At 56.8% G+C, this 12,855-nt stretch carries 8 protein-coding genes; 6 read left to right on the forward strand and 2 right to left on the reverse strand.

The window, feature by feature from the left end:
- Positions 1-48 precede the first annotated feature (48 nt).
- Both lpxA and Poly51_RS02705 read left to right on the forward strand, forming a co-directional pair.
- The gene (gene lpxA / locus Poly51_RS02700; RefSeq protein WP_146453962.1) at positions 49-858 is read left to right on the forward strand and encodes an acyl-ACP--UDP-N-acetylglucosamine O-acyltransferase; all 810 of its coding nucleotides are present in this window, start codon (positions 49-51) and stop codon (positions 856-858) included.
- Positions 855-1,943 carry a Gfo/Idh/MocA family oxidoreductase gene (locus Poly51_RS02705; protein ID WP_146453964.1) on the forward strand — a complete coding sequence of 363 codons (1,089 nt, stop codon included), beginning with the start codon at positions 855-857 and terminating at the stop codon, positions 1,941-1,943. Before lpxA ends, Poly51_RS02705 begins: the two co-directional genes overlap by 4 nt.
- Before the next feature lie 189 nt (positions 1,944-2,132).
- Here the strand turns inward: Poly51_RS02705 and thrS are convergent, their stop codons facing one another.
- On the reverse strand, positions 2,133-4,319 hold the full coding sequence (gene thrS, locus Poly51_RS02710; RefSeq protein WP_146453966.1) for a threonine--tRNA ligase: 2,187 nt from the start codon (positions 4,317-4,319) through the stop codon (positions 2,133-2,135).
- A gap of 309 nt (positions 4,320-4,628) precedes the next feature.
- On the opposite strand from thrS, the gene Poly51_RS02715 reads away from it, so the two are divergent.
- From Poly51_RS02715 to moaA, 4 genes are all read left to right on the forward strand, one after another.
- Positions 4,629-5,288: a CerR family C-terminal domain-containing protein gene (locus Poly51_RS02715; protein WP_186775298.1), complete on the forward strand. Its 660-nt coding sequence runs from the start codon at positions 4,629-4,631 to the stop codon at positions 5,286-5,288.
- Positions 5,285-7,057 carry an HlyD family secretion protein gene (locus Poly51_RS02720; protein WP_186775299.1) on the forward strand — a complete coding sequence of 591 codons (1,773 nt, stop codon included), beginning with the start codon at positions 5,285-5,287 and terminating at the stop codon, positions 7,055-7,057. Before Poly51_RS02715 ends, Poly51_RS02720 begins: the two co-directional genes overlap by 4 nt.
- Complete coding sequence (locus Poly51_RS02725; protein ID WP_146455128.1) at positions 7,057-10,305, forward strand: efflux RND transporter permease subunit; 3,249 nt, start codon at positions 7,057-7,059, stop codon at positions 10,303-10,305. The genes Poly51_RS02720 and Poly51_RS02725 overlap by 1 nt, the downstream gene beginning before the upstream one ends.
- A gap of 96 nt (positions 10,306-10,401) precedes the next feature.
- Positions 10,402-11,406 (forward strand): GTP 3',8-cyclase MoaA, encoded by a 1,005-nt coding sequence (gene moaA, locus Poly51_RS02730; protein ID WP_146453970.1) that lies wholly within the window; start codon positions 10,402-10,404, stop codon positions 11,404-11,406.
- A 42-nt stretch (positions 11,407-11,448) separates the two neighbouring features.
- Here the strand turns inward: moaA and Poly51_RS02735 are convergent, their stop codons facing one another.
- Complete coding sequence (locus Poly51_RS02735; protein ID WP_186775300.1) at positions 11,449-12,777, reverse strand: AAA family ATPase; 1,329 nt, start codon at positions 12,775-12,777, stop codon at positions 11,449-11,451.
- Positions 12,778-12,855 lie beyond the last annotated feature (78 nt).

Consider the following 12,855-nt stretch of genomic DNA (forward strand, 5'->3'; position numbering starts at 1 on the left):
ATTCCGATACCCAAGATTCCGACACCCGCGTCGATTGCAGGAATTCCTATGAGCAACACTATCGCTCAAACCGCCGTTGTTGATCCCCGTGCCAAGCTGGGGCGCAACATTCGCATCGGACACTTTTGTGTTATCGGTCCACATGTCACGATCGGCGACGATTGCATCATCGATTCACATTGTGTTTTCAGCGGACACACGACCGTCGGAGAAGAGAATCACTTCTTTTCCGGTTGCGTGATCGGTACCGATCCTCAAGACACGAGCTATCGCGACACCCCGACATCCGTCGAAATTGGCGACTGCAACACGTTTCGTGAACACTGCACCGTCAATCGAGCCACCGACAAAGAAGACGGGATCACGCGAATCGGCAATAACAACTATTTGATGACCGCCGTCCACGTCGCGCATGACTGTAAATTGGGCGATCGCATCGTGATCGCGAATAACGGAATGCTCGGTGGCCACGTTCATGTGTTCAACGACGTGACCATCGCAGGCGGCGTTGGTGTCAATCACTTTGCGTCGATCGGACAAATGAGTTTCGTCAGCGCAATGAGCCGTATTTTGCACGACGTTCCTCCGTTCATGATCGTCGACGGGCAACCCGCCAAGCCTCGGGCCGTCAACAGCGTTGGCCTGAAACGTCACGACTATCCGACTGAGGATGTTGAAATCCTGAGTCGTATCTATCGGCTGATGTATCGGTCACGAGTCGGTGTCGAAGCGACGCGAAAAGAGATTCTTGATTTAGGTCCGATCCGTCCCGTCGTCAAACAGTTCTTTGACTTCATCGATTACGCCGCTACCGGCAAACACGGTCGCGGACGTCAACAACGAAAGAAAGCAGCGTGAGCAAGCTACGCATCGCCGTCATCGGCGCCGGTCATCTTGGACGCATCCACTCGAAACTGATCAGCCAGGTCGACGGTACGTCGCTGGTGGGAATCAGCGATCCGTTCGAAGCGGCGCGAGAAAATGCGGCGAAGCTGTTCTCGGTTCCGACCTATGCGGACTATCGCGAAGTGATTCCGCACATCGATGCGGCCATCATCGCGGCTCCCACCGATGCGCACGCCGAAATCGCCGGCGACTTGATCTTGGCCGGGAAACACGTCTTTGTCGAAAAACCGCTGACCATTCATTCCGCCGATGCCGATCGCTTGACGGCGCTTGCGGCGAAGAAACGCGTGACGATCCAAGTCGGACACGTCGAACGATTCAATCCTGCTTTCACGGCCCTGGGCGACTTGGCCGTCGATGTGAAATACGTCGAAGCCGTCCGCGCGTCCAGCTTTCCTGGTCGATGCTTAGATGTGGGCGTGGTGATGGATCTGATGATCCATGACTTGGATCTGGTGCTGTCGATGACAGACGCGCCGCTGGTTTCGGCTCGCGCGTCGGGGATGGCTGTGATCAGCGATCATGACGATATGGTCGAAACCCGTTTGGAATTCGAATGTGGCTTGGTTGCGAATCTGAAAGCTTCTCGGATCAGCCCGACGCCGGCTCGGACCATGCAGATTTTCGGCGCCAACGGTTTCGCCGATATCGACTTCGGTACACCATCGCTGTCGGTGGTTCGCCCGTGTGATTCAGTGGTCAACCGATCGTTCGACCTGTCGTTGGAAACAGACAACCCGCTCGGATATGGAGCGACCTTGTTTAGTGGCAAGCTAAAGTGCGAGACCGTCGATTTACAAGCCAGGAACGCAATCCTTGATGAACTGCATGACTTTGTCATCAGCATCCAATCCGGGATCGCTCCCGCGGTCGATGGAGTCGCCGGCGCCCGCGCGGTCGCCGTAGCAAACCGAATTCTGGAAGCCATCGGCGAACGACGCTGGTATGCCGATTCGTCGCGCACAGAAACAGGCCCCGGTGCGATCCCGCGAGAGCGAATCGAAACGTCCAGCCGTCGTCTTCGACGTGCAGCTTAACCAACTCGGTTCACGACTAGCATTAGCGCTGTCCTGGACCATGCCTCGATCAATTAGTTCGCAAGATCGCGGGTGTCCTTGCGGGAACGTACGACTGAAGCGATAAGACTTCACGGCGACCGAATTGTCGGCGCCGTGAATCTTTCGGCCGAACGCTCCCTGACGATGTCGAGGAAGCTTCTATCAGCTCTATCCTTCGTACGAAACCGTATCGGAGGATTTCACCGCTTGGCGAACTTCTCGCGTTTCAATTTCTTTGTTCAGTCTTGCGATCGCCTCGGCAATCGGCATCGAACCGAGATCGCCGTCGATGCGGTCTCGCAGCGCAACGTGGCCCGCTTCGGCTTCCTTCGGTCCCACCACAGCCATGTAGTTGACCAAGTCCAGTTGCGCGTTACGAATCTTCGCCTGCACCTTACCGCCCGTGTTATCAACCGTCGCCTTCAAGCCAGCGTCGGTTAGCTGTTCGGCGACGGCAACGGCGTATTCGATCGACTTGTCGCTAAGTGGCAACACGCGAACCTGCTCCGGCGACAACCACATCGGGAACGCACCGGCGAAGTGTTCGATCAATACGCCGACGAAACGTTCCAATGAACCAAACGGAGCGCGGTGGATCATGACGGGTCGGTGGGTCGTGTTGTCCGATCCGTTGTATTCCAGCTTGAACCGCTCGGGCAGGTTGTAGTCGAGCTGGACGGTTCCTAATTGCCACGATCGGCCGATGCAGTCACGGATCATAAAGTCGGCTTTGGGGCCGTAAAACGCGGCTTCGCCGGGCTCTTCGTTGAAGTCGAGTCCCGAATGCTGCAACACGCCTCGCAGCGCGCCTTCGGCTTGATCCCACTGGGCCTCGGTGCCGACGTACTTGGTGCTGTCGGGATCGCGCAGCGACAGTTGCACGCGGTAATCGTTCAAGCCGACCGATTGCAACACGAACTTGGTCAGTTCGATTGTCGCACGGAATTCTTCTTCGACCTGATCGGCAGTACAGAAAATGTGCGCGTCGTCCTGAGTCAATCCGCGAACTCGCAGCAGGCCGTTCAATTCGCCGGTTTGCTCGTGACGATACACGGTACCGAACTCGAACAATCGCAGCGGCAATTGGCGATACGAACGCGGCTGTGCCTTGAACATGTAGCAGTGGTGCGGACAGTTCATCGGCTTGAGGAGGTACCGCTCATTTTCGACTTGCCAGTCGTGCAGCACTTCGCGTTTCGCATCATCTGACGACGACGGTTTGTAACTCTTCAGTTGTACGCCAAACACTTCGGCTGCAGCGATCAACTTGTCTTCGTCGTCTTTCGACAGCGTGCCGGCCTGCAATCGTTGGCCCCATGCGTCCAACATTCCGCCCACTTCGCTGCCGTATAGCGGTGCGAATTGGCTGTCGCGATAGTAAGGAAAGTGACCGCTGGTTTCGTACATTTCGACGCGGCCGATGTGCGGGCTATAGACCGGATCGTAACCGCGCGACAGCAATTCCTTTCGCAAGAAGTCTTCCAGCGCCACCCGAACCCGCGCGCCCTTGGGCAACCACAAACACAATCCTTGGCCGACTTCGGGGTTGATCGAAAACAGTCCGTGTTGCTTACCCAGCACGCGGTGGTCTCGACGTTTCGCTTCTTCAATTTGTTCCAAGTACGCCGCCAGTTCTTTTTTGTCAAAGAACGCAGTTCCGTACAACCGTTGCAGCGGCCGACCGCTGACGTCGCCTTTCCAGTGCGAACCGGCAACGCTCATCAGCTTGATCGCTTTGATCTTGCCCGCGTCGGGAATGTGGGGGCCCCGGCACAGGTCGACGAACTCGCCTTGGCGATAGAAGCTGACGCTGGCTTGATCAGAAAGACCCGTGTCGATGTGTTCGACCTTCAAGTCTTGCTTCAGGTCATCCAGTAACTTCCTCGCTTCGTCGCGCGAAAGTGCAAACCGCTCAAACGGTTCTTTGTCCTTGATGATCTTTTTGATCTCGGCTTCGATCTTCGCGAAATCGTCTTCGCTTAGCTTTTGCGGGATATCAAAGTCGTAGTAGAAGCCGCCGTCCGTGGTCGGACCGAACGCCAACGAGACTCCTTTGTACAAACGCATCACCGCGCGTGCCATCACGTGGGCGGCCGAGTGGCGCAGCACGTCCAAGGCTTCGCGGTCGCGGCTAGTCAAAAGCCGAATCGCCAGCGGCGCGGTGCCTTCGGCCAGTTCGCCAAGCGGGCGGTCAGCGTCAACGATTTTGCCGTCAATTTCGGCCGCAATGACGGCGCGGGCCAGGCCTTCGCTGATCCCCATCGCAATGTCCATCGAAGTGGCGTGGGCGGGGTGTTGGGCGAGGGTTCCGTCGGGCAATTGGATCTGGACGTTCTCGGGCGAAGCGGTGCTCATCGTGACTCGGGGGGCAAATGGGAAAATGTGGTCCTGGCATACCAAAGGCCAGAATCCATCGGTCCGTAAGAATGATGGTGCGAAGGTGGAAGCGTCAATGCCGAGTTTTTCAGCACTAACCCGGCAACCCCACGTCGACCCGCGACGCCGTTCGCGGGTTGTCAGCTGCAAAGCAGCTGACCGGAAACCCCACGACAGCGTCGCAGGACCACGAGGGTTGCCCGCACAACGTCCACGCTTGACAAAACCGCGAATTCAAACGATCGTTTAAAACAGTTGTTTGAAAGTTCCGCATTCGGGAAGCTGTCTTTGTTAGATTCCGCCCCTTCCACCGAAGCGGATACCCGTACGCGACTGCTGGACGCGTCCGGGCCCGTCTTTGCCGCGCGAGGATACGACCGGGCGACCGTTCGCGAGATTTGCACGGCGGCCGGAGTGAATATTGCGGCGGTGGGGTACCATTTTGGGGACAAACTGGGTCTCTACCGCGAATTGATCCGTCAAGTCCGCGAAGCTCGCCAGCGCCAGTTCCCAACGCCTAATCATGATGCAGGCGATCCGGCGCAAACGTTGTCAAGAATCGTCCACACGCTGATGTCGCGAATCTTGGCTGCCGACCCGTCCGGATGGGAATCGCAGCTGATGATTCGCGAAATGCAAAGTCCTACGGCTGTGTTCCCCGACATCGTGCTGGAGTATTTCAAACCGTTGCACGACCGATTGATTGAAACCATTTCGGCACTGATCCAAGACCCCACGGTGCCCGATCACGTGATCCAGAACCTGGCCCTTTCGGTGGTGGGGCAATGTGCCCACTACAAACTGGGAGCCGAAGTGATTGAAATTTTGATTCCCGCTAATGTTCGCAAAACGCATTTCAACGTCGATTCACTCAGCCGACACATCACGGCCGTCACCCTGGCCGCGATCCGCAGCGAAGAAGTCATCCGTCCTCAGATCGAACCATGAACCATCCGCAAATCACTCCGGCAAACGATTCGCCGGCAACTCATCCACCGGAAACCCCGTCGCCGGAAACTGCGCCACCGAAGAAATCCTCGCTGGCCAACGGCTTCCTTTTCAATTTCGTCATTCCCATCGCCCTTTTGGTCGGTGCAGGATTGTTGGTCGTCATGCTGGGCACCGTTGAACCGGCCAACCGACCGGCGATGGATACGACTCGTGACGGTCGTTTGAAAGCGTTGGCGCCGGTGCGCGTCGAACGACTGCAATCGCTTCAGCAAACCGGTCAACCTCTGCGTCTGCAGGTCGACGGGACGGTCGTTCCCTACCGTGAAGCGAACGTGGCCGCCGAAGTTGCCGGCCGAATCGTTTACAAAGCCGACGAGTGCGAAGCGGGAACTTACGTCAAAGCCGGCCAACTGTTGATGAAGATCGACGCGACGGATTACGAATTAGACGTCGACCGGCTGACCCGTCGCAAGGAACAAGATTACCAAGCGATTCGTGAAGCCGATCAAGAGATGACCAATGCGAAACGTTCGATCGATGTTGCCAAGCAAGATGTGGCGTTGCAACAAAAAGAAGTCGATCGACAAAAAGCAATGCCGGCGGGATATGCGTCTCGCGCGGAAATCGACCAAGCCAATCGAGGATTGTTGGCGGCAAAGCAACAATTGGTCAACTACGAAAACCAACTCGACCTGCTGGCCCAGAAACGCATTCGCTTGGAGGCATCCCAGCGCCTGGCCGACACCGAACTTCGCGGCGCGCAAACCAATCTTGCTCGCACCGAAATCCGAGCGCCCATCGAAGGCGTGATCGTTTCCGAGGAAGCCGACTTGAATACGTTCGTCGCACGGGGGGCCACTTTGGTCGTGATCGACGACACGTCCAAAGTCGATGTATCCAGCAGCTTGCGGATGGACCAACTGTACTGGGTATTGAATCAACGCCGTGAATCGGTCGATACGGCGTCGCGAAATTATGATTTGCCGGAAACGTCGGCGATCATCGAGTACGAAATGTCGGGCCGCGACAACATCATTTACCGATGGAACGGCAAACTGTTGTCCTACAACGGGATCGGTTTGGATCCGGTGACGCGGACGGTTCCGGTTCGTGTCGTGGTCGATAACCCACAACAATTGGTCGATGAAAATGGCGATCCGGTCAGTCGCACTGGGGCACCGGCATTGGTGCGTGGGATGTACGTTCGGGTCAAGTTGCTAATCGAACCGAGTTCCTCATTGGTGGTGATCCCCGCCAAAGCGTTGCAGCCGGGTAACCGGGTCTTTCAATTCTTGCCCGACCCGTCCGTGTTGGAGACACCCGATACCGTATCACCCGCTTCGGCCGATCAAGAAGAACAGGTCATTGCACCGGCCCCAAAATCGGACGCTGACGAAACTTCGGCGATGGTGCTTGACGCGTTCGACCCATCGAAGTGGGAAGCCGGAAAGGTGGTGGTGCGTACCAGCGTGGTTCCCATCGATTCGTTGATGATCGAATCATCCTCAGCCGACGGGGACGAAACGATTGCCGAACGGACGTCGGCATTCGAAGGCGCCAATCGATTATGGGTTTGCGAAGTCCAGGATCCGTCGCTGGCCGGCGGCGCTTTTGTCGTCGTTTCACCGTTGGGCGGAATCGACGATGGTTCGATGCCGGTCCGGGCGGATCGCAGTGGCTTGACGGGTGACGACGATGCCATGATGAACCAACCGAAAAACCAACCGACTGTTGCGGCCCATTCGGCCGGTGGCGAGGGGGCATGATGAAGAGAGTCATTGCATGGGCGATCACGAACGCCCCGGGTATGAACGTGTTGATGTTGGCGCTGATGATGGTCGGCGGCGTCTGCCTTTGGAAAATGCGGCGCGAGGTCTTTCCGGCGTTCGAGCTAGAAATCGTCATGGTGACGGTGCCCTATCCTGGCGCGACACCCCAGGACGCCGAAGAAGCGATCTGCCAGAAAATCGAAGAAGCGATTCGATCGATCGACGGAATCAAAAAGGTCACGTCGATCGCTCGAGAAGGAAGCGGGTTTGTGTTGGCCGAACTTCGCGCCGACGTCAAAGACGTGCAGAAGGTGATGGCCGAAATCGATCGGGAAGTCGATCGTATTCCCAGCTTTCCTGCGCTCGCCGAAGACCCATTGATTCAACAGATCACCTTTCGCGAAGCCGCGATCCGGGTTGGGATCGTCGGACCGGATGATCGTTCGCGTGAAGGCGAACGAAAACTCCGCGAAGTTGCCGAACGCGTTCGTGACGAGATATTGACGTTGCCGTCGGTGTCGTCGGCTTCGGTCATGGGGGCGCGGCCCTACCAAATTGACGTCGAAATCCCCGAAGCGACGCTGCGAAGTTACGGGCTCTCGCTGGAACGAGTCGCTGCGATTCTGCGCGCCCGGAATGTTGAACTTCCCGGCGGCAATCTGAAATCCGAAGGCCAAGAAATTCTGTTGCGGGCCAAAAACAAAGGCCGCATCGGCGAAGAAATTGGGCGTCTGCCCGTCGTGACCCAAGCCGGCGGCGTCGTGCTGACCGTGAACGATCTGGGCACCGTCAGCGACGATTTCCAAGACATCACCTCGGTCGGCGAAATCAACGGCGAACCTGCGATGGTGGTCAATGTCGAACGGACAAAGCAAGAGGACCTATTGAAAATGGTCGACGCCGTTCGCGCCTACGTGGCGACCGCCGGCTCGACGTTACCCGAAGGATATCGGTTCGAAGTTTGGGGCGACAGCAGTTCAGAAGTCCGCGGTCGATTGGATCTGTTGCTGCGAAACGGTGCACAGGGTTTGCTGCTGGTTTTCTTGGTGCTGACGTTGTTCTTGGAAATGCGGTTGGCGTTCTGGGTCGCGTTGGGGATTCCGATATCGATTCTCGGTGCCGGTGTCGTGTTGGCCTACGGCGATCAAACGCTGAACATGTTGTCGTTGTTTTCGTTCTTGGTCGCACTGGGGATCGTCGTCGATGACGCGATCGTGATTGGCGAGAACATTTACGCGCACATGCAGATGGGCAAGCCGTTGAAGGAGGCCGCAATCGATGGCACGATCGAAGTGATGGGAAGTGTCGCGGCATCGGTCACAACGACCGTGATCGCATTCTCGCCGATGTTTTTCGTATCGGGCGTGATGGGCAAATTCATGGCCGTGATCCCGTTCGCCGTGATCGCGATGTTGGTGATATCGCTTTGGGAAAGTGTTTTCGTTCTGCCGACTCACCTGGCCCACAAACACACGGGTTTCTTTCGATTGCTGTCCATCCTGACGTACCCGCTTCGTCCGTTGGGCATCGTCTTGAACTGGTTGTCGCTACGAGCGGGTTGGGGGATGGATTGGGCCGCGACTCGGGTTTACTTACCGACGCTCAAATTTTCGCTTCGTCATCCGTTGATTCCGGTCGCAGTTGCGATTTCGATGTTCATCTTTACCTTCGGATTGATCCGCGGAGGCGTGGTGCCGTCGATCTTGTTCCCCAAGACGGACAACAACAATCTGCAGGCGACGATCTCTTTCCCCGATGGCACGCCAGCCTCGGAAACCGACAAAGCAACAAGGCTGATGGAGGAATCGTTACGGCGAGTCAGCCAGCGAGTCGGGAAAGCGAGGGCCGATCGGCTGGGAGTCGAACCGTCTGAGATCTACAAATCCGACGAGAGCATCGGCACCGGCCCGGTTCGATTGACATACCGCGATGTCGGCACGATCACCAACACTCAAAACGCGGCCGGCGGTGGCGGCAGCGGTTCGCACGTCGGTCAAATCTTTGCCGAATTGTTTGACACCGAGATTCGCGAAGAGCACAGCGATGACCTGATCGCGATGTGGCGTGCCGAAGCCGGTGAGTTCCCCGGATCGGAACGGATCACGTTCGGCACGGTTGGCGTCGGTCCCGGTGGCAAAGCAATCGAGTTCAAGCTGCTGGCGCCCGGAAAGAGCGTTGATCAGCTATTGGCCGCTACCGAAGCGATCAAGAAACGATTGAGCGACTTTGCCGGCGTCTATGACATCGCCGATGACAATACGCCGGGCAAATGGGAATTCCAGTTCCGCGTCAAAGATCGGGCTCTAGCGACCGGCGTGACGCCGACGGACTTGGGCGAGACAGTGCGGAATGTTTACTTTGGCGCCGAAGTCATGCGACTGCAGCGCGGTCGTCACGAAGTCAAGTTGATGGTTCGCTATCCGGAAGACGAACGTCGTAGCTTGGTCGATTTTCGCGAGATACGAATTCAGACGCCCGATGGCAGCCAGCGCCCGATCACGGAACTGGCCGAAGTGAACTTGAACCGCGGTTTCTCGGAAATCAATCGCGTCGACCAAATGCGAAGTGTCACCATTTCCGCGGACTTGGATGAAACCAAGGCAAACGCCAATCTGATCATCGGCGAATTGCAGCAATCCTTTGTGCCGCAACTGCGTGCCCAATACCCCGACATCGCGATTCGTTGGGAAGGCCAACGTGAACAGAGTAACGAATCGGTATCCAGTTTGATGGTCGGTTTCGGCATCGCGATCGTTTCGATGTTCGTGTTGTTGGTTTTGCAGTTCCGCAGCTACATCCAGCCGCTGTTGATCCTGGCGATCGTGCCCTTTGGGATGATCGGCGCGGTGTGGGGCCACGCGCTGCTGGGACTCCCGTTGACGCTGTTCAGCATGTTCGGATTGGTGGCGCTCGCCGGCGTGGTGGTGAACGACTCGATCGTGCTGATCGACTTCATCAACGCGCGAGTTCGTGACGGCGTTCCGATTCGCGAAGCTCTTTTGGAAGCCGGGCAGCGTCGATTTCGTCCAATTATGTTGACCAGCATGACGACGATTGCAGGATTAGCGCCGTTGTTGACCGAGAAATCGTTCCAGGCCCAGTTGCTGATCCCGATGGCGGCCAGTTTGGCGTTCGGATTGCTGCTGGCGACGGCCCTGGTGTTGATCCTGGTCCCGGTGTTCTACTTGATGTACTTGAACACCATCGAATTCCTCGGATTTTCGCTCGTCGAAACCGACGAGTGATGGTGCGTCTCCCGCGAAGTCGCTTGCGGGAGTGATTGCTGTATGACGAATCCCCGCTAGCGGCGTTGCGGGGGATGAAGGGTTGTTTGTTTTTGTATGATTGGTCCCGACTCGCCTCTGATCGATCGATTCGGACGTGTTCACGATAGCGTGCGCATCAGCGTGACGGACCGCTGCAACATTCGTTGCTTCTATTGCATGCCTGAGTTCGATGCTCAATTCGTCGCCAAGGATCGCTTGCTGACGTTCGAAGAAATCCATCGGCTTTCCAAGTTGCTGGTTTCGCGAGCGGGGATCCGCGACATTCGGATCACCGGGGGCGAGCCGCTGGTCCGGCGTGAGTTGTCGTCGCTGATAGCGATGCTGTCGGCGATTGACGGCCTGGAAGACTTGTCGATGACCACAAACGGCATCCTGCTGGCCGACCAGGCCGCCGACTTGCGCGCCGCGGGCCTTCGACGGCTGAATATTTCGCTGGATACGCTTGATGCTGAAACGTTTCGCAAAATCGCTCGCCGCGACGGGCTGGACAAGACAATCGAAGGGATCGATGCTGCGATCGCAGCGGGATTCGATTCGGTAAAGCTCAATGCGCTAGCGATCGCGGGGATCACGGAATCGGAAGTCGGTCGATTGGTTCGATTCGCCATAGATCGTGGTGTGACGATGCGGTTTATCGAGTTCATGCCGTTGGATTCCGATAAAGCGTGGACGCACGAACGTGTTCTTTCGGGCGACCGGTTGCTGGCGATCCTTGAAAAAGAATTCGGAAGCGTGACGGAGTCGCCGAGAGCCAACGCGTCTCAACCGGCCGAGGACTTTACGGTCGGTGGTGGTGGGCGAGTCGGCATCATCCGATCGGTTACCGCGCCGTTTTGCGGTGCCTGCAATCGAATCCGTATCACAGCGGACGGATCGGTCCGCAATTGTTTGTTTGCGAATGACGAAACGCCCCTGCGAGATCGAATGAGGTCCGGAGCGACCGACGACGAACTGCTGGCGCAGGTGCAAGCGTCTGTCATGTCCAAGAAGGCTGCTCACGGTATCGACGAAGACGGTTTCCAACCGCCCGACCGGCCGATGTACGCCATCGGAGGATGACGATCGGCGGCGTTTCCGAGCCGACGGGCTGCTTGTACGACGTTAACCGCCGAATCCGATGATCGCACCGGTCGCATCGGTAGCGTGCTGGGTCATCTCGGCGACGGCTTCTTCGAAGTGCTTGTCGGCCAGCGAGACTTCATTTGCGTCCATGTCGCACTGCTCGGCTGCGATTTGGACGGCTCGATAGACCAGTTCTTCCAAGAACGCTTGGCTTGCGCCTTCGGTCATCTTGGCGACGTGAGCGATCGACAATTGATCGCATATGCGGTCTCGCAAGAATCGCTCGAGATAGCGAACCCGTAATTCGCAATTCGGTGGTCCCAGATAAACGCACTGCGACACTCGACCGGGCCGGTCCTTGATTGCCTGCTCCAATCGCTCGATGGCATTCGTGGTCATCAAGAACATGACACAGTCGTCTCGTTTGAAGGCGTCCAGTTCGTCCAGCATCTCGCCGAGCGCCGAACTGTAAAGATTGATTTCGCGCGACGCAAAGATCAGGTCGACGTCTTCGAGCAACAAGATTGCCGGTTGCAGCATCCGCGCGATCGCGCAAACCGAACGGACTTCGCCGAGCCCCTTGCCGGTGACGGTGATCATCGTGATCGGTTGAAGCTGAGTGTAAAGAAATTGCGATGTGAACGACTTGCCCGTACCCGGTGGGCCGTACAATAAGACGCCACGCTGGAGTGGCAAGCCCAATTCGCCCAGCGTTTTATGATTCTTCAAGAACGAAACGACGTTACGTTCCAAGACTCGTCGGATCGCGGGATCGAAAATGATGTCTTCTTCGTTGACCGACGGAGGTCGCTTGAACATCACGGACAAACCGTTGCTATGGCCGCCATACTCGTAGTCATCGGGGATGTGTTCCTGACCACCGATTTGCAAGAAGCCGTTTCGGTAAACGCTCAACTCTGTCGCCAAATCCAAAATCTCAGCGACTGATGGCGCCAGCAAGTCATCGGAACTCATGGCGACTTCCAAATTCGGCCCGGCGTGATCGAGCGACAACCGGATGATGCCTGCAGTCGACCGATCCGCCGACAAGAACGACCAGTATCGGCTGGACGAAAAAGCTTCTTTTTGATCGTGAGAGATCGCGCACAGTTGTGACCCGCTCTTGTTGATCATCCTCGCTTGCAAATTGCGAGTGTTCCCGTGGATGATCGATTCCAGCGACTCGTGATTTCGCGAATCGAACATGTCCTTGCGAATCCGGCGTTCCACGAACGCTTCCACGCCCCGATGAAGGTCAGCGAATCGATAGTAAGCGAAACGCTCGCTAATCACGGACATCTTCTTGGATCGAAACGGCTTGACGCTGTGAGCCAAGCGTCGGTCGATCAAGAACGAAAAAATCAACATTCTAAGATACTCCCCAATTGGCATCGTGCATGAGTTATTCTAGTCCCACACTCAGTCAGCCCCCTCATTTTCCATCAA

The organism is Rubripirellula tenax (assembly GCF_007860125.1).
Classification (GTDB): domain Bacteria; phylum Planctomycetota; class Planctomycetia; order Pirellulales; family Pirellulaceae; genus Rubripirellula; species Rubripirellula tenax.

Bases quoted from the DNA above. Each gene is read 5' to 3' on its own strand.
- thrS (WP_146453966.1), bottom strand. From the start codon at position 4,319: ATGAGCACCGCTTCGCCCGAGAACGTCCAGATCCAATTGCCCGACGGA.
- moaA (WP_146453970.1), top strand. From the start codon at position 10,402: ATGATTGGTCCCGACTCGCCTCTGATCGATCGATTCGGACGTGTTCAC.
- lpxA (WP_146453962.1), top strand. From the start codon at position 49: ATGAGCAACACTATCGCTCAAACCGCCGTTGTTGATCCCCGTGCCAAG.
- Poly51_RS02720 (WP_186775299.1), top strand. From the start codon at position 5,285: ATGAACCATCCGCAAATCACTCCGGCAAACGATTCGCCGGCAACTCAT.
- Poly51_RS02735 (WP_186775300.1), bottom strand. From the start codon at position 12,777: ATGTTGATTTTTTCGTTCTTGATCGACCGACGCTTGGCTCACAGCGTC.
- Poly51_RS02725 (WP_146455128.1), top strand. From the start codon at position 7,057: ATGAAGAGAGTCATTGCATGGGCGATCACGAACGCCCCGGGTATGAAC.